The organism is Microbacterium abyssi (assembly GCF_015277895.1).
GTDB classification, from domain to species: domain Bacteria; phylum Actinomycetota; class Actinomycetes; order Actinomycetales; family Microbacteriaceae; genus Microbacterium; species Microbacterium abyssi.
The window spans coordinates 694924-714520 of record NZ_CP063815.1; the positions used below are offsets into that span (position 1 = coordinate 694924).

22 protein-coding genes and 1 tRNA gene are annotated in these 19597 nt (G+C 68.4%); 13 read left to right on the plus strand and 10 right to left on the minus strand.

Annotation, left to right across the window (positions count from 1 at the left end):
• Positions 1 to 3 precede the first annotated feature (3 nt).
• On the plus strand, positions 4 to 603 hold the full coding sequence (locus IM776_RS03360) for an NUDIX hydrolase family protein (protein ID WP_194421642.1): 600 nt from the start codon (positions 4 to 6) through the stop codon (positions 601 to 603).
• A gap of 146 nt (positions 604 to 749) precedes the next feature.
• Here IM776_RS03360 and IM776_RS03365 read toward each other — a convergent pair whose 3' ends face one another.
• Positions 750 to 1487, minus strand: coding sequence for an SDR family NAD(P)-dependent oxidoreductase (locus IM776_RS03365; RefSeq protein WP_194421643.1), 738 nt, complete (start codon positions 1485 to 1487; stop codon positions 750 to 752).
• 94 nt (positions 1488 to 1581) lie between these two features.
• On the minus strand, positions 1582 to 2649 hold the full coding sequence (locus tag IM776_RS03370; RefSeq protein ID WP_194421644.1) for a threonine aldolase family protein: 1068 nt from the start codon (positions 2647 to 2649) through the stop codon (positions 1582 to 1584).
• Positions 2650 to 2697: 48 nt separating this feature from the next.
• On the opposite strand from IM776_RS03370, the gene IM776_RS03375 reads away from it, so the two are divergent.
• Positions 2698 to 4086 carry an MFS transporter gene (locus IM776_RS03375; RefSeq protein WP_194421645.1) on the plus strand — a complete coding sequence of 463 codons (1389 nt, stop codon included), beginning with the start codon at positions 2698 to 2700 and terminating at the stop codon, positions 4084 to 4086.
• 199 nt (positions 4087 to 4285) lie between these two features.
• On the opposite strand, the gene IM776_RS03380 is transcribed toward IM776_RS03375, so the two are convergent.
• Entirely contained in the window at positions 4286 to 4924 is a 639-nt protein-coding gene (locus IM776_RS03380) for an SDR family NAD(P)-dependent oxidoreductase (RefSeq protein ID WP_194421646.1), read from the minus strand.
• A 14-nt stretch (positions 4925 to 4938) separates the two neighbouring features.
• Positions 4939 to 6354, minus strand: a complete 1416-nt coding sequence (locus tag IM776_RS03385; RefSeq protein ID WP_194421647.1) for a DUF6421 family protein — start codon at positions 6352 to 6354, stop codon at positions 4939 to 4941.
• A 71-nt stretch (positions 6355 to 6425) separates the two neighbouring features.
• Here IM776_RS03385 and IM776_RS03390 point away from each other — a divergent pair, with 71 nt between their 5' ends.
• Entirely contained in the window at positions 6426 to 6875 is a 450-nt protein-coding gene (locus tag IM776_RS03390; RefSeq protein ID WP_194421648.1) for an Lrp/AsnC family transcriptional regulator, read from the plus strand.
• Here the strand turns inward: IM776_RS03390 and IM776_RS03395 are convergent, their stop codons facing one another.
• On the minus strand, positions 6876 to 7910 hold the full coding sequence (locus IM776_RS03395; RefSeq protein WP_228479899.1) for an ArsR/SmtB family transcription factor: 1035 nt from the start codon (positions 7908 to 7910) through the stop codon (positions 6876 to 6878).
• 45 nt (positions 7911 to 7955) lie between these two features.
• On the opposite strand from IM776_RS03395, the gene IM776_RS03400 reads away from it, so the two are divergent.
• Genes IM776_RS03400 through IM776_RS03415 form a run of 4 tightly spaced genes read left to right on the plus strand, consistent with a single transcriptional unit; the run spans position 7956 to position 10054 of the window.
• On the plus strand, positions 7956 to 8312 hold the full coding sequence (locus IM776_RS03400; RefSeq protein WP_194421649.1) for a cupin domain-containing protein: 357 nt from the start codon (positions 7956 to 7958) through the stop codon (positions 8310 to 8312).
• A gap of 17 nt (positions 8313 to 8329) precedes the next feature.
• On the plus strand, positions 8330 to 8620 hold the full coding sequence (locus tag IM776_RS03405) for a DUF4287 domain-containing protein (RefSeq protein ID WP_194421650.1): 291 nt from the start codon (positions 8330 to 8332) through the stop codon (positions 8618 to 8620).
• Positions 8617 to 9057 (plus strand): DUF1801 domain-containing protein, encoded by a 441-nt coding sequence (locus IM776_RS03410; RefSeq protein WP_228479900.1) that lies wholly within the window; start codon positions 8617 to 8619, stop codon positions 9055 to 9057. Before IM776_RS03405 ends, IM776_RS03410 begins: the two co-directional genes overlap by 4 nt.
• Before the next feature lie 28 nt (positions 9058 to 9085).
• Positions 9086 to 10054 carry a 1,4-dihydroxy-2-naphthoate polyprenyltransferase gene (locus IM776_RS03415; protein WP_194421651.1) on the plus strand — a complete coding sequence of 323 codons (969 nt, stop codon included), beginning with the start codon at positions 9086 to 9088 and terminating at the stop codon, positions 10052 to 10054.
• A 2-nt stretch (positions 10055 to 10056) separates the two neighbouring features.
• Here the strand turns inward: IM776_RS03415 and IM776_RS03420 are convergent, their stop codons facing one another.
• From IM776_RS03420 to IM776_RS03430, 3 genes are all read right to left on the minus strand, one after another.
• A complete protein-coding gene (locus tag IM776_RS03420) occupies positions 10057 to 10371 on the minus strand; it encodes a DUF4229 domain-containing protein (protein WP_194421652.1) in 315 nt (104 codons plus the stop codon).
• A gap of 66 nt (positions 10372 to 10437) precedes the next feature.
• Positions 10438 to 11217, minus strand: coding sequence for an ABC transporter permease (locus IM776_RS03425; protein WP_194421653.1), 780 nt, complete (start codon positions 11215 to 11217; stop codon positions 10438 to 10440).
• Complete coding sequence (locus IM776_RS03430) at positions 11214 to 12248, minus strand: ATP-binding cassette domain-containing protein (protein ID WP_194421654.1); 1035 nt, start codon at positions 12246 to 12248, stop codon at positions 11214 to 11216. Before IM776_RS03430 ends, IM776_RS03425 begins: the two co-directional genes overlap by 4 nt.
• Before the next feature lie 62 nt (positions 12249 to 12310).
• Here IM776_RS03430 and IM776_RS03435 point away from each other — a divergent pair, with 62 nt between their 5' ends.
• On the plus strand, positions 12311 to 13321 hold the full coding sequence (locus tag IM776_RS03435; protein WP_194421655.1) for a helix-turn-helix transcriptional regulator: 1011 nt from the start codon (positions 12311 to 12313) through the stop codon (positions 13319 to 13321).
• A 56-nt stretch (positions 13322 to 13377) separates the two neighbouring features.
• Positions 13378 to 13453, plus strand: a tRNA-Met gene (locus tag IM776_RS03440).
• Positions 13454 to 13470: 17 nt separating this feature from the next.
• On the opposite strand, the gene IM776_RS03445 is transcribed toward IM776_RS03440, so the two are convergent.
• Together IM776_RS03445 and IM776_RS03450 are read right to left on the minus strand one after the other, a co-directional pair.
• Positions 13471 to 14487, minus strand: coding sequence for a CNNM domain-containing protein (locus tag IM776_RS03445; RefSeq protein ID WP_194421656.1), 1017 nt, complete (start codon positions 14485 to 14487; stop codon positions 13471 to 13473).
• Positions 14484 to 15890 carry a hemolysin family protein gene (locus tag IM776_RS03450; protein WP_194421657.1) on the minus strand — a complete coding sequence of 469 codons (1407 nt, stop codon included), beginning with the start codon at positions 15888 to 15890 and terminating at the stop codon, positions 14484 to 14486. Before IM776_RS03450 ends, IM776_RS03445 begins: the two co-directional genes overlap by 4 nt.
• Before the next feature lie 209 nt (positions 15891 to 16099).
• Here IM776_RS03450 and IM776_RS03455 point away from each other — a divergent pair, with 209 nt between their 5' ends.
• From IM776_RS03455 to IM776_RS03470, 4 genes are all read left to right on the plus strand, one after another.
• On the plus strand, positions 16100 to 16447 hold the full coding sequence (locus IM776_RS03455; protein WP_194421658.1) for a PLD nuclease N-terminal domain-containing protein: 348 nt from the start codon (positions 16100 to 16102) through the stop codon (positions 16445 to 16447).
• Positions 16444 to 18114 carry a 2-succinyl-5-enolpyruvyl-6-hydroxy-3-cyclohexene-1-carboxylic-acid synthase gene (gene menD / locus IM776_RS03460; protein ID WP_194421659.1) on the plus strand — a complete coding sequence of 557 codons (1671 nt, stop codon included), beginning with the start codon at positions 16444 to 16446 and terminating at the stop codon, positions 18112 to 18114. The genes IM776_RS03455 and menD overlap by 4 nt, the downstream gene beginning before the upstream one ends.
• A gap of 100 nt (positions 18115 to 18214) precedes the next feature.
• Positions 18215 to 18685, plus strand: a complete 471-nt coding sequence (locus IM776_RS03465; RefSeq protein WP_194421660.1) for a hemerythrin domain-containing protein — start codon at positions 18215 to 18217, stop codon at positions 18683 to 18685.
• Between the two features lie 38 nt (positions 18686 to 18723).
• Entirely contained in the window at positions 18724 to 19578 is an 855-nt protein-coding gene (locus tag IM776_RS03470) for a polyphosphate kinase 2 family protein (RefSeq protein ID WP_194421661.1), read from the plus strand.
• Positions 19579 to 19597: the final 19 nt, after the last annotated feature.

Consider the following 19597-nt stretch of genomic DNA (forward strand, 5'->3'; position numbering starts at 1 on the left):
AGCATGGCGGTGCGAACACCTGACCCAGACCCCGACGGCGAGGACGACGACCTCTCGCAGTTCAGCGAGCTGCCCGCCGACGCGAACAATCCGGGCTGGCTGAGCGAGTTCGAACTCGCTGAAGCGCGCCGTCGGCTGCCGATGCTCTACGTCGAGGCGATTCCCGTGCGCACCGACGGGACGGGCCAGGTCACCGAGCTCGGCATCCTGCTCCGATCCACGCCGCTGGGCGAGATGACGCGCACGATCGTGTCCGGGCGAGTGCGGTTCGGGGAGACCGTCCGCGATGCGCTGTTCCGGCACATCGAGAACGATCTCGGTCCCATGGCGTTCCCGCTGCTCCCTCCGCAGCCGCTGCCGTTCACGGTGGCCGAGTACTTCCCGCTTCCCGGCGTCAGCGCCTTTCACGACGACCGGCAGCACGCTGTGTCGCTGGCGTTCGTCGTGCCGGTGACGGGCACATGCGAACCGCGCCAGGATGCTCTCGAGGTCACCTGGTTCTCCCCGGAGGAAGCGGCATCAGACCCAGTCTCGGCCGAGATGGAGGGTGGCCGCGGCACGCTGATCCGCAACGCGCTCGCCAGCCTCGGCCTGCTGCGGTAGCCCGCGCGCCTCCCCGCCGGGCCGCCCAAGCGAGGCGCGTCGACGCCCCCTCTTGCCGCCGAAGCCCCCAGCTGCAGACGTCTGCGGCTGGGGGCGTCGATGCTGAGAGGGGGCGTCGATGACGGTCGCCTCCAGAAGCGCGGACGTCAGCCGGCGGTCACGCCACCGTCGGCCACGAATTCCGAGCCCGTCGCGAAGCTGGCATCGTCGCTGGCGACGAAGGTGATCAGCGCCGCGATCTCCTCGGGCTTGCCGAGGCGGCCCATCGGGGTGCCCGCGATCAGCATGTCGCGGTCGGTGTCGCCGAGGATCGGGGTGTCGATGAAACCGGGGTGCACCGAGTTCACGCGCACGCCCTCCTTGGCCCAGCCGAGGGCGGTGGTCTTGGTCAGCAGCCGCACAGCGCCCTTGGCGGCGTGGTAGGCGGGGCTGACGCCGGAGCCGACGATGCCGTACATCGAGCTGGTGTTCACGACCGAGCCGTTGCCACTCTTCTTGAGTGCCTCGGCCGCAGCCTTCATACCGAGGAAGACGCTGGTCTGAGTGACAGCGACGACCTTGTCCCAGGTGGCCTTGGTGGTGACCTCGATGGGCTCGTTGTCGCCGATGCCGGCGTTGTTGATGAGGATGTTCAGGCCGCCGAAGGTCTCGATGGTCTTGGCGATCGCAGCATCCCAGCCGGCCTCGTCGGTGACGTCGAGGTGGATGAAGAGCGCCTTGCCGCCGTCTTTCTCGATCTCCGCGACGGCCTGAGCGCCGAGGTCGTCCTGCACGTCGGCGATCACGACCGCTCCGCCCTCGGATGCGATGCGCTGTGCCGTCGCCTTGCCGATTCCGCTTGCGCCGCCCGTGACCAGGGCGACGCGTCCATCGAAACGAGTCATGATCTCCTCTTTCCTTGTGGGATCGACCCGGCGGGTGTCGGGCCGTGTCTTCGGTACAACACGGCGCGTCAGCTTATATTCCGATGAATACAGTTCAGGCGATGGTCAGGCGGCCGATCTCGGCGATGAATGCGTCGACATCGGACTCCTGAGTGTCGAAGCTGCACATCCAGCGGACCTCGCGGCGCGCGGCATCCCAGTCGTAGAAGCGGAACGACTCGCGCAGCCGGTCGGCGACGCCCTCGGGGAGCGTCGCGAAGATGCCGTTGACCTGGGTCGGCTGCGTGAACTCGACGCCGCGGATGCTGCCGTCGGCCAGGCCCGCCTCGACGCCGGAGCGCAGGCGCGCGGCCATCGCGTTGGAGTGCCGGGCGTTGCGCAGCCACAGGTCGCCCTCGAGCAGCGCGATCAGCTGCGCAGAGACGAAGCGCATCTTGGATGCCAGCTGCATCGAGTACTTGCGGCCGTAGACGAGCCCCTCGGAAGCTTCGGCGTTCAGCACCACGATGGCCTCGCCGAGCATGGCGCCGTTCTTCGTTCCGCCGAAGCTGAGCACGTCGACGCCGGCATCGCGCGTGAAGGCGCGGACCGGGACGTCGAGCGCCGCAGTGGCGTTAGCGATGCGCGAGCCGTCCATGTGCAGCCGCATCCCGTGGCCGTGCGCGTGATCGGCGAGGGCGCGGATCTCCGAGGCGGTGTAGAGGGTGCCGAGCTCTGTGGACTGCGTGATCGAGACGACCAGCGGCTGCGCGCGGTGCTCGTCGCCCCAGCCCCACGCCTCGCGGTCGACGAGCTCAGGAGTGAGCTTGCCGTTCTCGGTCGGAACGGTGAGCAACTTCATGCCGCCCATGCGCTCGGGCGCGCCACCCTCGTCGACGTTGATGTGAGCGGTGGATGCCGCGATCACCGCGCCCCAGCGCGGCAGCATCGACTGCAGCCCGACGACGTTCGCACCGGTGCCGTTGAAGACCGGGAACGCCTGGATGCCGTCGCCGAAGTGCCCCCGGAACACCTCCTGCAGCCGCTCGGTGTACTGATCCTCGCCATAGGCGATCTGGTGACCGTCGTTCGCGGCGGCGATCGCCGCCAGGACCTCAGGATGGATGCCGGAGTAGTTGTCCGACGCGAATCCCCGGATCGCGGGGTCATGCAGAGTGCTCACCGAAACAGCCTATGTCGGATGTCGGCGGCGGCGCCTACTCTTTTACTCATGCCGCGCACCGCCGCGAGAACTGCTTTCGCCAACGTCCTGATCAACACGCTCATCGCCAATGTGACGACGAGCTTCCTGTGGTTCGCGCTGACGTTCTGGGTGTACATCGAGACCCGGTCGGTGCTCGCCACGGGCATCATCGGCGGCGCGTACATGCTCTTCGTCGCCCTGTTCGCGATGGTGTTCGGCACTGTCGTCGACCGCCACCGCAAACATGCGGTGATGCTGCTCTCGAGCGTCGTCTCGGCGGTCGCGTTCGCTGCCGCAGGCGTGCTCTACCTCTTCTTCACGGAAGATCAGCTGCTGGACCTCGGGGCGCCCTGGTTCTGGGTGTTCGCGGCCATCATCCTGTTCGGCGGCGTCATCGAGCAGCTGCGCAACATCGCGCTCTCGACCACGGTGACCCTGCTCATCGAGGAGGAGAAACGGGCCAACGCCAACGGCCTGGTCGGCACGGTGCAGGGCATCGCCTTCCTGGTGACCAGCGTCTTCTCCGGGCTGTCGATCGGGTTCCTCGGTATGGGATGGACGCTGATCATCGCGATCGTCGCCATGGGCGTCAGCTTCGTGCATCTGCTCTTCATCCGGATCCCCGAAACCGAGCCGGTGCCCGATCCGGATTCGTCGGGCGCGCTCGACTTCCGCGGAAGCGTGCAGGCGATCCGGCTCGCACCGGGGCTGTTCGCGCTGATCATCTTCTCGACGTTCAACAACCTCATCGGCGGCGTCTACATGGCGCTGATGGATCCGTACGGCCTGACGCTGTTCAACGCCCAGCTGTGGGGCATCGCCCTGGCATTCGCATCGACGGGGTTCCTGATCGGCGGGGCACTGGTGGCGAAGTTCGGACTCGGCAAGCGGCCGGTGCGCACGATGCTGCTGGTCGTGATCGCGATGGGGCTGCTCGGTGCCGTCTTCATGCTGCGCGAGTGGTGGCCGCTGTACGTCGTCGGCATGTGGTTCTACATGATGCTCGTGCCGCCGGTCGAGGCTGCCGAGCAGACCGTGATCCAGAAGGTCGTCCCGTTCCAGCGGCAGGGCCGCGTGTTCGGAACGGCGGCGGCGCTGGAGGCGAGCGCGGCTCCCATCACGGCGTTCCTGATCGCCCCGATCGCAGAGTTCCTCATCATCCCGTACATGGACAGCGCCGACGGCCAGCAGCAGTGGGGGTGGCTGCTCGGCGAGGGCGATGCGCGCGGTATCGCCCTCGTGTGTCTGTTCGCCGGGCTCGTCATGGTGGTTGCGGCGGGCCTGGCGTTCTTCACCCGCTCCTACCGCAAGCTCACGCTGCTGTACGAGAAGGCGCCGGAGCAAGAGATCCCGGACGAAACGGCCACGGGTGCACGGCCGCCCGTTCCCGGCATCCCACCGGAACAGCGCGGCTGAAGCAGGTTTCGACGCGCTGCGCGCGCTCAACCCGTTTCGTCTTCGGAGCCTTCGGCTCTTCCACTCAACGCCCCGCAGAGCGTAAGCCCGAACGCCCTGGGCCGCCCCGCGGGTCGTTGAGCGAGCGGAGCGAGACGAAACGGGCTGAGCGAGCCGAAGGCGAGTCGAAGCCGCACCGGTCCGGACAGCAGACTCCCGCTCAGAGGTCGACGACGCGATCGTTGAGTTCTTCCGCCGCGTGATCCCACAGCCCGACGACGGCCGCAGCGAGCGCCTCCGGTTCCAGCGCCTTCGCCCGGAACACCACGGATGCCGCGCGCAGAGGCTCACCGGCATCCCGAGCGCTCTTCGCGAACCCGTGCGCCACCGCCCGCGCCCAGGCTTCGCTCGCGGCCTTGACCGCCGCATAGTTCGCGCCTCCCGCGAGGGGACGGACGACTGCTGTGGATGACACGATCGCGAACCGTCCGGCATCCGACGTCTGCAGCAGCGCATCGAAGCCGCGCGAGGTCGCCCGCACGGCCTCGAACGCCGGCAGGAGGGCGGCGAAGTCCGCATCGGACTGCCCGGCGAGTCCGCCGCCTCCCCGCCATCCGCCGACGAGCGGGAACACCCCGTCGACGGCCCCGAGCGCCCCAGCAAGTCTGTGCATGTCATCGAGCGAGGTCGCATCGGCGACGAGCGTCTCCGCCCCGGCATCCCGCAGCGCATCGAGACGCTCCGTCGACCGCCCGGTCGCAACCACGCGGGCGCCGGCATCCACCAGCGCCCGCGCGACCGCATTCCCCGCCGCGCTCGTTCCCCCGGCGAGCACGACCGTGCGTCCCTCAGCAGTCATGGCGCGCGCCGCGTTCACTCATCCGAGGCACGGATCCCGGACGTCGACTCGATCACCGGCCGCATCTTCTTCTCCAGCGCCTCGAAGAACATCGACAGGGGGAACTCGTCGTCCAGCACCGCGTCGGTGTATCCCTTCGGAGCGCCCGCCAGCACCTCGTCCGTCAGCCCGCGTGCCCAGACGGATGCCGGGTTCGGCGTCAGTACCGAGCTCACGAGGGAGTAAGCCGCCAGCCAGTGCGCCGTCTTCGGTCGGTCGATCGACCGCCAGTACAACTCGTCGATCGCCTCGCCGAGGGCGATCACGGCATCCGGAACACCGTCCCAGTCGAACGTGAGCCGCGTGTCGGTCCAGTGCAGAACGCCGCGCTGGTGCAGCCAGGCGAACAGCAGCTGCCCGCCCAGTCCGTCGTAGTTGCGTACGCGCGAGCCGGTGATCGCGAACCGGAAGATCCGATCGAAGATGACCGCGTACTGCACGAGCCCGGCGTGCTCGAGCATCTCCTGCTCGGCTTCCGACAGCACCTCCGCGGCGCGCAGCCGCTTCTCGATGGCCACCGACTCGCGGAACGCCGTGAGATCGCAGCGCAGCTCTTCGAGCGAGTACAGGAAGTACGGCATCCGCTGCTTGATCATGAACGGGTCGAACGGCAGGTCGCCGCGCATGTGGGTGCGGTCGTGGATGATGTCCCACATCACGAACGTCTTCTCCGTGAGGTCCTGGTCATCCAGCATCCGCGCTGCCTCCTCGGGCAGCTCGAGCTTGGTGATTCCTGACGCCGCGCGTACGACGCGCCGGTAGCGGGCCGCCTCGCGATCCTGGAAGATCGCCCCCCACGTGAACGGCGGTATCTCGCGCATCGCCACGGTCTCGGGGAACAGCACAGCCGAGTTCGTGTCGTAACCGGGCGTGAAGTCGATCAGCCGCAGCGAGACGAACAGCTTGTTGCCGTAGTCGCCGGCCTCGAGCTCGCCGATGAACTCCGGCCAGATCGCCTGCACGATGAGCGCCTCGACCAGCCGATCCGGCGAGCCGTTCTGGGTGTACATCGGGAAGACGACGAGGTGTCGGATGCCGTCGACGCGGTGCTGCTGGGGCTGGAAAGCCATCAGCGAGTCGAGGAAGTCCGGCACCTCGAAGCCGCCGGACGACCAGCGCTCGAAGTCCGCGACGGACGCGGCGAGATACTCGGCGTCGTGCGGGAAGGCGGGAGACAGGGCACGGATGCCGGCGGTGATCACGGCGACGTGGCCGCGGGCGGCTTCATGGTCGTCCGCCGAGGGGATCGACCCGTCCTTCACCTGCAGCTTGCGGATCGCGATCGCGGCGTCCTTCAGCATCCGCCACGCGGCACTGTTCTCGGCGGTTGCGGCGTCCTCCACGACCTCGGGCTCGCCGATGATGGCAGTGTTCTGAAGGGGAGTGGACATCGGGACCTCCGATCGTGGACTCAGCGGAAAATATCCGGCCAAACAGTGAGTACGCCGATATTCTTCCACCTATGGAGGATGCTGTCGACCGCCGGATCATCGCTGAGATCTCCCGCGACGCCCGCGCGACGCTGGCGCAGCTGTCGGACGCCGTCGGGCTGTCGACGTCGGCCGTGCAGTCGCGGCTGCGCAGACTGGAATCGCGCGGGGTCATCACCGGCTATCGGCCGGTGCTGGATGCCGAGGCGCTGGGGAAGCCCCTGTCGGCGTTCATCGAGATCACCCCGCTCGATCCTGGTCAGCCCGACAACGCTCCCGAGCTGCTCGAGCACCTCGTGGAGATCGAGGCGTGCCACTCGATCGCGGGCAACGCGAGCTACATGCTGTTCGTCAGGGTCGCGTCGCCGCGTGCACTGGAGCAGCTCGTCGGCGACATCCGCGGCATAGCGAACGTCAGCACGCGCACGACCGTCGTCCTGCAGACGTACTACGAGAACCGGCCGATCGCGGTCGAGGAGTAGTCAAAGCACCGCTCCCACCATCGCCTCGCCGAGCGGGGTGCGCAGGTGCAGCATCCGTGCGCCATCGCGCTCGCTGGCGATGAGGCCGGCGTCGCGCAGCACCGTGAGGTGATGGGATGCCGTCGACACGGCGATCCCAGCATCCAGAGCGACCTGCGAGGTGGTGCGCGCGACGCCCGCCCCGAGCAGGATCTCGGCACGCGCCGGTCCCAGCAGTGCGCCCAGCGCAGTGGCGACATCGGCGGCCTCTCGCGACCACCCCGCTGTGACTCCGCGCGCGGGGTAGAACAGCGTCGGCTGCGCCGGCTGCTCCGTGAGCACCATGCATCCCCACGACGACATCACCGACGGCACGAGCACGAGTCCACTCCCGCGGCAATCCACCTGTTCACTGTGTCTGCGCAGGCGCACCCGCACGGCGCCCGCGCCCCAGCTGACGTTCGGGTGCAACCCGTTCGCCATGCCGGAGATCCCCGAGGTCGCGATCGTCCGCGAGCGCACCGCGATATCCGCGCGCAGCAGGCGATCGAGCTGTGGCCAGACCGGCGCCACCGCGGCATCCCAGACGTCCTGCCACGCATCCGCGATCATCGCCCGCGCTTGTGCGGGATGCTCCTGCATCTCCAGCAGCGCACTCTGACGAGAGCCGCTCGATCGCAGCACCATCTTCCCGAAGTCGACTCGCATCGGGTCCAGCTGCGCCGAGCGCAAGGCCTCGAGTTCGGTAGCCGGCGTCATGTCCCAGCTGGGGGTCGCGGTGAGGAAGTCCGGCAGGTAGCCGTCGTCGCCGACCACGGCGGCGAGCAGGCGGAAGCTCTCGCGCGGCAGCCGGTCGCGCGTGTTGCGCAGCCAACCCCACTGCAGCGGGTGCTGCTGAGGGCGCAGCAGCACCCGCACGGCGTGGGCCAGTTCGTGCCCCGGGGAGACGCCGAAGCGCACGGACTGGATGTCGCCGGGACTGAGGACGAACTCGACGCGATGGTCCGGGTGCTCCGCCCCCTCGGTAGGGCGCCCCGCCGTCATGTTTCGAACCACATCGAAACTCTAGGGTGCGGTCGCGACGGTGTCGAGACTGGACGCATGAGCACCGCATCCCTGTCAGACGGAATCGTCACCGCTGCGGAGACCCGTATCGGAACCGGCCGCACGCGCCGGTTCGTCGGCGCCGAGCACGACGCGGACATCTCGTACTTCTTCGTCGAGAATCAGCCGGGCGAAGGCCCGGGCCTGCACTGGCATCCCTACTCCGAGACGTGGGTCGTCGTCGAGGGCGCCGTGCAGATCCGCCGCGGCGACGACGTCCTGATCGCCGAAACCGGCGACACCGCGACCGTTCCGCCGCGCGTCGTGCACGGCTTCACCAACATCGGCGCGGGAACGCTGCGCATCCTCTGCATCCACGCATCCGCCGAGATCATCCAGACCTTCATCGACTGACCGAAACCAGGAGAACCATGTCTTTTCAGGCCTACCTCGACGCCGTCGAGACCAAGAGCGGGCTCACCCCGCGCCAGCTCGTCGACCTCGCACGCGAGAAGGGGTTCGACGAGACCACCAAGGCGACGCCCATCCTCGAATGGCTCAAGACCGACTACGACCTCGGGCGTGGTCACGGCATGGCCATGGTGCATGTGATCACCAAGGGTGCGACAATCGATGCCAAGCACGTCGGCTCCGGTGGCACTCACGGGGATGCGAGTGACACCCTGTGGCTCGACGGCAAGGACAGCAATCCGACTCGGTGACGCGCACCTGGGAGGGCCGCATGATCAGTCGCAAAGAACCCCGGCTGCTGTCGGGCGGAAACCCTCAGATTCCCAAGGGTGATGGTGACGGGCCGGTACAGGACTACATCGCGGCGATGCCCGAATGGAAACACGACATAGGCAGACGCCTCGACGACCTCATCGTGAAGAGCCTCCCCGACGTCCGGAAAGCGGTGAAGTGGAATCAGCCGCACTACGGCACCGACGGTGAGACCTGGCTCGTTTCGTTTCGCTGCTACACCGACTACGTGCAAGTGCAGTTCCTCAAAGGAACCTCGCTCACGCCGGTGCCTCCGAAGGCCTCGAAACACGACGAGGTGCGCTATCTCGACATCCGCGAGGAAGACGAGGTGGATGAGGACCAGATCCGTTCCTGGATCGAGCAGTCCGGCACGCTGCCCGGGGCGAAGATGTGACGCACCTCCGCGACTAAGCTTTCCCTTCGTGGCAGCATCCTCGAAGCGCAAGGCGTCGACCCCGAAGCGGAAGCCCGTACGCACCAGCGGCAACCCCGCGAAGCGACCGATCGTCGAGGCGCCACCGATCACCGCCCGCGACTGGATCGGCGCCGCGCGCCTGCGCACGCTGCCGCTCGCGGTCGCCCCCGTTGTCATCGGCACCGGGGCGGCGCAGCTGGTCGATCCCGAGCTGCACTGGGTCATCGCCCTCGCCTGCCTGGCCGTCGCCGTGCTGCTGCAGATCGGCGTGAACTTCACCAACGACTACAGCGACGGCATCCGCGGCACCGACGCCCACCGGGTCGGGCCCGCCCGCCTGACGGCATCGGGCCGGGTGAACCCCAGGACCGTGCTGATGATCGGCCTGTCCTTCTTCGCGCTCGCCGCGCTGGTCGGGCTCACGATCGTGATCCGCACCGGACAGTGGTGGATGCTGGCGGTCGGCGCCGCATGCATCGTCGCCGCCTGGTTCTACACCGGCGGCAAGCGCCCCTACGGATACTTCGGGCTCGGCGAGGTCTTCGTCTTCATCTTCTTCGGGCTCGTGCCCGTGTTAGGCACCACGTGGGTGCAGGCGTTCCAGCTGCCTCCGGAGGCGTGGCTCGGCGCGGTCGCCGCGGGACTGTTCGGCTGCGCGGTGCTCCTGGCCAACAACCTGCGCGACATCGATCAGGACCGCGAGGTCGGCAAGCGCACGCTCACCGTGATGATCGGACGACGGGCCACCCGGGCGGTGTACACCCTGTTCATGCTCGTGCCGTTCGGCATCGCCGCGTTCATCGCGCTGCTGTACCCGATCGCGTGGCTCGCGCTGATGGCTCTGCTCGGCGGCATCCCCGCGATCGTCATCGTGTGGTCGTACCGTCAGGCCCGCGAGCTCGTCGTCGCGCTCGGGCTCACGTCGCTCACGGCGCTCGCGTACGCGGGCGCGCTGTACTGGGCGTTCGTCGGCTGAACTCAGCCCTCCCGCGGAGCGCGGGTCTCGTCGTTCGCCGAATCGAGCGCGGCATCCTCGGCGTCGGCATCCTCGGCCGCGACGCTCTGCCGGCCGACCCCGCGCGCCTCGCGGCGCTCGTGGATCTCGGCGGATGCTCCGGACAGCGGCCGGCGCAGGAACAGGATCGACAGGCTCATGCCGATGAGCGCGGCGAAGATGGCGGTCAGCCACCAGAGCTCGCGCATGATCGGGAAGAAGAACCACATGATCGCCAGGGGTACGAGGAACGCCAGCAGGCGCAGCACGGTGTAGGTGACAATGGGCGGGATCTTCACTTCTCCAGTGTAAGTCGGGCGGCTGTGCGGACGCCGCGCGAAGGCGAGACGACCGCACAGCGGAACTCAGCTGCTGCGCCTGATCGCCCGAACGCCGACGAGCAGGCCCACGATGCACACCGCCAGCGCGGACACCCAGCCCCATGCGACCGTGGCCGCGCCGAAGTCACCCGCGATCAGCGCGCGCTCGGCCTGGACGACCCAGTTGACGGGGTTGATCGAGGAGACCACCCGCATCCATCCCGGTCCGTCGTCCAGCGGGAGCAGCATCCCGGACAGGATCAACAGCGGGAAGATCAGCGACTGCTGCACGCCCCAGAACAGCCACTCGCGGTCCTTGGTCGCTAGCGCCAGCGCATAGGACAGAGAGCCGAGCCCGACGCCGAACACCGCGAGGAGTGCCAGTCCGGCCGTCAGCCCGAGCGGATCGGCGGTGAACCCGAACGGCAAGGCGATCACCACGATGATCACCGACTGGATCACGATCGGCGCCACCTCTTTCAGCGCGCGGCCGATCAGCAGCGACGACCGTGCGAGGGGTGCGACGAGCGTGCGCTCGTGCGAACCCGTCATCATCTCGTACTGCAGGTTCGATCCGGTCGCGCCGGTGCCGAACAGCACGATCATCACGAGGACGCCGGGCACGAACCACTGCAGCGTCGCGCTCGCGGGGGCTCCGGATCCGCTGATGAGCAGGGGCGCGAACAGCCCGAGGAAGACGAGCGGCTGCAGCAGGCTGAAGATCAGCGTGAACGGGTCGCGCAGAACGGGCTTGAGTTCCCGGGTCAGCACATTCCAGGTGTCACGTGCGACGTTGGGCCGGACGAGCCTGTCGGCGGTGCTCATGAGAGTGCTCCTGTCGTGGTGGATGCCGCCTCCGGCGACGTTTCGGCCGGATCGCCGTCTTCTCCTTCGCCGGCCTCGCGAAGGGTGCGTCCGGTGAGTGCGAGGAAGACGTCATCCAGCGTGGGAGGGACACCGGTGGCGCTGCGCACCGAGATGCCGGCGGCATCCAGGGCTCGGACGAGCTCCGGCAGCAGGCGGCTCCCCTCCGGTGCGGCGAAGGACAGCACGCTGCCGTCGAGCGTGACCTCCACCGGCCTCAAGCGCGTGATCACCTCTCGTGCATCGGCTGCCTGGGCAGCATCCGCGAAGCCGAACGTCAGCAGGTCTCCGGCGAGTGTCGCCTTGAGCGCATCGGCGGTGTCGTCGGCGATCATGCGTCCGCGATCCATGACCATGACGCGTTCGGCGTAGCGGTCGGCCTCTTCGAGATAGTGCGTCGTGAGGAAGACCGTGGTGCCGTGCTGCGCTCGCAGCTTGAGGATGTGCTCCCAGAGGTTCGCGCGGCTCTGCGGGTCGAGGCCCGTCGACGGTTCGTCGAGGAAGAGCAGCGGGGGCGCGTGCATCAGACCGAGCGCGACATCGAGTCTGCGCTTCTGTCCGCCGCTGAGCTGCTGCACAGCGCGATTCGCGAACGTGCCGAGGTCGAGCGATTCGATCAGTTCGTCGGCCCGACGGATGCTGTCGCGCCGGGACATCCCGTAGAAGGCGCCCTGGCTCAGCAGCTCGTCGCGCGCTCGCTGGGAGAAGCTGCCGCTGGTCAGCTGGCCGACGTAGCCGATCCGTGCGCGGACGCCGGCGGCATCCGATCGGATGTCGTGACCCACCACGCGAGCCGAGCCCGACGTCGGCGGGATGAGGGTGGTCAACATGCGGAGGCTGGTCGACTTGCCTGCGCCGTTGGGCCCGAGGAACGCGACGAGTTCGCCGCGGCGGGCTGTGAAGGTGAGGTCGCTGACAGCGGTGACCTTGGCCTTCTTCGCAGTGAAGACCTTCGTCAGGCCCCCGGCTTGGATGATGTTCTCGTTTGCCATGAGATGAGGGTAGGAACAGATGCGGACAGATTCGGTCCGCATGATCTGGCAATCTTGACCTCATGATGGATACGACATCTCGGGCGCTCGCACTGCTCAATCTGCTGCAGACGCACCGCCACTGGTCGGGGGCCGAGCTCGCTCGCCGGCTCGCGGTCACCGAGCGCACCGTGCGCCGGGACGTCGACCGGCTGCGCGATCTCGGCTATCGAGTCGAGTCCGCGCCGGGCCTCTCCGGCGGATACCGACTGGAGGCGGGCAGCGCGGTGCCGCCGCTGCTGCTCACCGACGATGAGGCGGTCGTCATGGCGATCGGCCTCCGGGCCACGGCCAACCAGCAGCTTGTCGGCGGACTCGAGGTCTCGCTCACCGCCCTGGCCAAGCTCGAACAGGTGCTGCCGCCCGCCTTGCGCAGGCGGGTGAACGCGCTGGCCGCGTCAGTGCAGCCGACGCGCGTCGGTGAGCTGCCGGTGATCTCACCGGACGTCCTCGGCGAACTCGCCCTGGCATCGCGCGACGGTGAACGGGTGCGGCTGCGGTACACCGATCGGAACGGCGTGGAGTCGGTCCGCCGCGTCGAGCCTCACGTGCTCGCTCCCGCCGATCGGAACTGGTATCTGCTGGGCTGGGACCTGGATCGCGACGACTGGCGCACCTTCCGCGTCGACCGGATCGCGAGCGTCGAACACGCCAGGGTGCTGTTCGCCAGGCGGGACATCTCCGAGGAGGAGGTCGCCGAGCGGATCCTGATCGCGACGTCGTGGTCGCCGCAGAAGATCGAGACGGACGTCGTGATGGAGATCCCGCTGTCGCAGATGGAGGAGCACTTCGGGGTGTGGGCGCAGGGGGCGACCGCGGAGGACGCCGCGCGGACGCGCTGGCCGATCGGCGGACCGGACTGGCGGGACGCGCTGTACGGGATGCTGTGGATCCCCGCGGGCGTCGAATACGCCACGGATTTCCCCGAACCTCATCGGTCGGAACTCCGGGAGGTTCTGGCGCGGATGCTGCGTGCGCTGGACGCGCCGCCCCCTGAGCCGCGTCACACGACGTCATCCGACGTCGCACGGTGAGATACCGGAAATCCATCCTGGTCAGAATCATCACGGCCCGGTAACGTCGGTGTCATCGCGGCGATCCGGGTGGCCCCGGGCTTCAGCTCATACCTGATGGTGTTGCGGGTTCGACTCCCGCCGTCGCGTCCACTTCGCATCGGCTCCGACTACTGGGCGCCGACTTCCGACCCTCCGGGCAGTATCTCGCGCAGCAGGTCGTCGAGAGTGACGACCCCGATGAGACGGCCCTCGTCGACGATGGTCGCGAGTTGAACGCGGTCGCGGCGCATACGCGCCAGCGCCTCGAATGCCGGGACTTCAGGAGAGATGACCAGCGGTCGCCGAGTGATCTCGGCGACCTTCGCGTCGGGGGCGGCGGCGAGCGTGTCGCGGACGTGCGCGACACCGCAGTCGGGTCCCGTCCCGACGAGGATCCGAAGATGGCCGGATGCTGCCGCGACCGCCTGCATCTCTGCGACGGTGGCCGTCGACGGCACGGAGGTCGGCGCGTCATCCGTGCGGACGATCTCGCCCACGGTCAGCGTGCCGAGCGCGATGGCGCGATTGATCGGCTCGGAGTAGTGCGCCTCGAGGGCGCCGGCCTTACGTGAGTGGGCGACGAGTTCCCTGATCGTATCGACATCCTGCCCGCCGGCAGCCGCCTTCTCGACGGGCTCGACACCGGACGCCTTCACGAGCCGGTTGGCGAGGTGGTTGATCCACAGGAGGAAGGGACGCAACGGCCAGGTCAGCGCACGCGCGAGCACGCTCGTAGCCTTCGCCGCGGTCTCCGGGTGCGCGATCGCCCACGACTTCGGCGCCATCTCACCGATCACGAGATGAAGGAAGGTGACCACGATCAGCGCGAGCATGAACGCGATGATGTCGGCGAGGACGTACGGCAGGCCCCACTGCTCGAAGGTCGGCGAGAGCGCGTAGTCGATCGCCGGCTTCGTGATCGCGCCGAGCAGGAACGTGCACGCTGTGATCCCGAGCTGGGCGAACGCGAGCATGACAGTGAGCTCATTCATGCCGCGCAACGCCGCCCGCGCGGATGCGCTGCTAGCGGCTTCCTCTTCGAGACGGTGGCGTCGCGCCGCGAGAAGGGAGAACTCGACGATCACGAAGAACGCACTGGCCACGATCAGTGCGGTCGTGATGAGTGTGACCAGCCACCAGCTCATCGGGCCCTCTTCTCGGTGTCGTCCTCGACCGGTGCGATTTCGGCATCCTCGTCGGGGTGGCGCTCGTGCAGGCGGACCGCGAGCTGGGAGGGGACGTGGCGTTCGATCTCGACGACCACGATGTCGAGCCACCGCTCGATGTGGATGCCCTGAACGGTCTCGGACGGCTTCTCGGGGATGTCGATCCGGACGGTCGCGCCCTCAGATGGGAGGTCGCCGTGCTCTCGGATGACGAGGCCGGCGATCGTCTCGGTGTCGTCGTCGGAGAGGTCGTGACCGACGAGTCGCTCGACTTCGTCGACGTGCACGTCGCCTGGCAGCGTCCAGGAGGCGGTGCCGATGACCGTGACCTCGTGCACGTCGAAGTCGTGCTCGTCGGAGAGCTCACCCACGACCTCCTCGGTGAGATCTTCGATCGTGAGGATGCCGTCGAAGTTCCCGTACTCGTCGACGACGCACGCGAGTTCGTTGCGGGTCTGGCGCATACGATCGAGCGCCACCGGCAGCAGCATCGATGTGGGGAGCACCACAGCCTCGCGCATCACCGTCGCGACCGGCGCGTCGTCGGCCGGCTGCTGCCGCAGCAGATCGACGAGCTCGACGACGCCGACGGGCGTGTCCTCATCGCCGATCACGGGGTAGCGAGTGTGACCGGTCGACATCATCGCCTTGACCTCTGCGACGGTGGTGTCTGGAGCGACCGAGTCGATCTGCGAACGCGGCACCATCGCATGCTCGACGTCGCGTTGGGGGAAGTCGAGAATGCGGTCGATCATCACCGACAGGTCGTCGGGCAAGTCACCGCTGACGCGCGACTCCTCGATGATGGCTTCGAGGTCGCGCGCGGTCGCGCTCTCATCCACGTCTTCGAGCGGCTCGATGCGCAGCAGACGCAGCAGCGCGTTGGCCGCTTTGTCGAACACGGTGATCAGCCAACCGAACAGCATCAGGTAGATCCGCGTGGGTACTGCAAGCGCACGAGCAAGCGGTTCCGGACTCGCGATCGCGAGATTCTTCGGATAGAGCTCGCCGAAGATCATCGTCACGATCGTCGCGAGCAGCAGCGCACCGGTGGTTCCGATCAGCACTGAGACGGCGGGGTCGATACCCACACCGCCGAGGAGCGTGCCGATCGACTCGCCGATCAACGGCTCGGCGACGTAGCCGATGAGCAGGCCGGTCACTGTGATGCCGAGCTGTGCCCCCGACAGCATGAAGGACGTGCGCTTGGTGATCGCCAGCACGCGCTGCGCCTGCTGGTCGCCCTTCTCGGACTTCGCTGCGATACGAGCCCGGTCGACGGACATGTAGGCGAACTCCTGCGCGACGAAGAATCCGCACGCGACGATGATCGCCAGCGTCACCAGGATGCCCAGCAGAAGCGTGAGCAACGCCTCGAGCATCAGATCTCACCCCCTCGCACAATGAGGGGGTACGGTGATCGACCCTCCTGGTCGGTGGAGGTGCGCGGGTGGCTCACGGGGTTTCTCTCTCGTGGGTCAGACAGGTGGTCAAGACGTTACGGCTGATTCCTATGGATCCTCCTTGAGACCTGTCCCCATCCGTTCGCACACGGGAAGCCGTAACCGTATAACCCGCTTAGACTGGAGACGTGGCGAGAGTACTGATCGTCGGGGGCTTCCTGGCCCTCGTCTTCTGGGTGTTCAGCATCGTCGACTGCGCAGTGCAGCCGGCGACGCGGCACCGCGGCGTGCCCAAGGGCGCCTGGATCGCCATCGTCGTCCTCATCCCCGTGCTCGGCGGCATCCTCTGGTTCGTGATCGGCCGGCGTCGCCGCAGCGACCAGGAGAGCATGCGGTCCGTGGCGCCCGATGACGACCCCGAGTTCCTCCGCAGCCTCGGCAAGACCGAGCAGGACGAGCGGATCCGCCGCCTGGAAGAGGAGCTCGCTCGCCTCGACGACGAGACCGACGGCCCCGCCGCCGACTCGCGTTCATGAGCCCATCCCCGGCTGCGGATGCCGCGGCATCCCTTCTCACGGAACTCGCAGCCTCTGGCCTCCGCGACGTCGTGATCTCGCCGGGATCGCGATCCCAGGCCCTCGCGCTCGCCGCCACGCACCTCGCCCGGCAAGGCGTCGTCCGCGTGCACGTGCGCATCGACGAGCGTGTCGCGGGGTTCACGGCCCTCGGACTCGCCCGCGAGACGCGCGTCCCCGCCGCGGTCATCTGCACCTCCGGCACGGCTGCCGCGAACCTGCTGCCGGCGACGATGGAGGCATTTCACGCCGGCGTCCCGCTGCTGCTGCTGACCGCCGACCGTCCGCCCGAGCTGCGCGGCGTCGGCGCCAACCAGGCGACGATCCAGCCCGGCCTCTTCGATGCGTTCGTGCGCTGGCAGCATGATGCACCCGTCCCGGGCGACGGCAGCTGGGACGGACTGGCGGCCCGGGCGGTCGCCGCCGCGATGGGGGCGGATGCCGCGCCCGCAGTCCTTTCCGGCGTCGCCGGTCCCGTGCACCTGAACCTCCCCATGCGCGAACCGCTGTCGAGCGCGCTCCCGCCGGACTTCGCCGCCACCGCCGGGCCCGCGCCCGCACCGGAAGCCGGTGAGCCGGTGCTCCTGGAACGCGGCCCGCGCACGGTCGTCGTCGCCGGAGCCGACGCCGGCCCCGCAGCCGAGGAGATCTCGCACACCGCGTCCTGGCCGCTGATCGCCGAGATCGTCAGCGGAGCGCGCTTCGGCCGGTACGTGGTGCACGGCTACCGCCGGCACCTGCGCGACGAGAGCCTCGGCGGACGCATCGAGCGCGTGATCGTGCTCGGTCACCCCACGCTCAGCCGCGAGGTCACAGCGCTCCTGAAGCGCGACGACGTCGAGATCGTCGCCGTCCGATCCGGCGGCGAGGCGCTGAACCTCAACGGGCGCACGCGTGCCGCGGCATCCGTCACCGTCGGCGGCGGGGACGCCGATCGCGCGTGGCTCGGCGAGTGGATGCGGGCATCCGCAGCATCCGTCGTCGATCTCAGCGAGAACGCCCCCGACCAGGACGGTCTGCACTCCGCCGACCTCGCCGCGCGCCGCGACGCGATGCGCGCCGAGCTGGAGGCCGTCCGCCGTCCGCTCGACCGCGAACTGCTCGTCGACGCCGTGTGGCGGGCGACCTGGCCGCACGACCGGTTGATGTTCGGCTCATCCCGGCTCGTCCGGGTGGCCGACGCCGTCCTCGGCGGCAAGAAGGTGCCCGTGCATGCGAGCCGCGGACTTGCGGGCATCGACGGCACGATCGCCACCGCGACGGGCATCGCGGTCGCCAGTCAGGCCGACGGGGCGGCCGGCGTCACACGCGTGCTGCTCGGCGATCTCGCCTTTCTGCACGACGTCGGCGCGCTGCTGCTGCCGCCCGACGAGCAGGAACCGCGCATCCAGGTCATCGTCGGCAATGACGGCGGGGGAACGATCTTCGACGGGCTCGAGGTCGCGGCATCCGCCCCTCGTGCCGATCTCGACCGCGTCTTCTACACGCCGCACACCGCCGACATCGAGCAGCTCGCGCGCGCCTACGGCTGGGACCACCAGCGCATCACGACGCGAGCCGCGCTCGACCAGGCGCTCACCTCACCCGTGACGGGGCGGCAGATCATCGAGGTGCCGCTGTCGCGGTAGGGTTCTCGCAGCGTCGCGTGTCGGTGGCAGACCGTGTCAGGCATGGAGGCGCCGAACCGAGGGAGGTCGACGATGCTCTCGTCACACCCTTCGTCCGCGCGTGACTGAGCGCGAGACGAGCAGGCTCACCGCCTGGAGCGCCGAGTTGCGGCGCGTGCACGCCCGGCTCAGGGAGGCCCTGAGAGTGACCAGGGACGCCGTGGCCGCGGGGGCGCCGCGGGTCGCCGCGGCACGAGAGCTGCTGCTGTACTGTCATGGTTTCTGCGCAGCTCTGGACCAGCATCATCGGAGCGAGGACCATGTGCTGTTTCCCGCGATCGGAGCGGCCCATCCCGAGCTCGCGCCGGTGTTGCGGGCGCTCGAGCAGGACCACTCGATGATCGCCCACCTGCTGGGTGGGTTGCAGGCCGCGGTGGATTCGCAGGCGCCGCCGGAGGAGCTCGATCGGCACCTGGAGGGGATCGCGGCGATCATGGAGAGCCACTTCCGCTACGAGGAGCGCCAGCTGCTGGTCGTCCTCGAGACGCTGGACCTGACGGCAGCGGCCGGCGAGGCGCTCGGAGACCTCTGACTCTCGCGCGATCGTGCGTGCGGCGGCAGGATGTATCCATGGGCAACCGACGCTGGACGGACGCGGCGACCGCGTTGCTTCGGGTGGGCGAGGATTTTCGGCTCTCGAACGTCGACGCCGGCAGCCACCCCGGCTACGACGGCGACAAGAAGGCCGGCGCGAAGGACCTCGCCGAGGGCATCGAGGTGCTGGGCGAACTGCAGGAGCGCCTGTTCGCCGTCGGTCGCGTCGGCGACGCAAGGGATGCGGTGCTGCTCGTGCTGCAGGCGATGGACACCGCGGGCAAGGGCGGCATCGTGCGCCACGTCGTCGGCGGCGTCGATCCGCAGGGCGTCGAGCTCGCGGCGTTCAAGGCCCCGACCGATGAGGAGCTCGCGCACGACTTCCTCTGGCGCGTCGAGAAGCGGCTGCCGCAACCGGGATTCATCGGTGTGTTCGACCGCTCGCACTACGAGGACGTGCTGATCGCCAAGGTGCGCTCACTGGCCTCGGCGGAGGAGATCGAGCGCCGTTACGACGCCATCAACGAGTTCGAAGCGCGCGTCGCGGCATCCGGCACCCGCATCGTCAAGGTCATGCTGCACATCTCGCCCGAAGAGCAGAAGGAACGACTGATGGAGCGCCTCGAGCGCCCGGACAAGTACTGGAAGTACAACCCCGGCGACGTCGACGAGCGGATGCTGTGGCCGCAGTACATGGCCGCGTACCAGGCGGTCTTCGACCGCACGTCGACCCAGCACGCGCCCTGGTACGTGGTGCCCGCGGACAGCAAGTGGTACGCGCGGCTCGCCGTGCAGGAGCTGCTGCTCGCCGCGCTCGAGGACATCGACCCGCAGTGGCCGCCCGCCGACTTCGACGTCGAGGCCGAGAAGGAGCGTCTCGCGGCGAGCTGAGGAGGCTTCGACGCGAAGT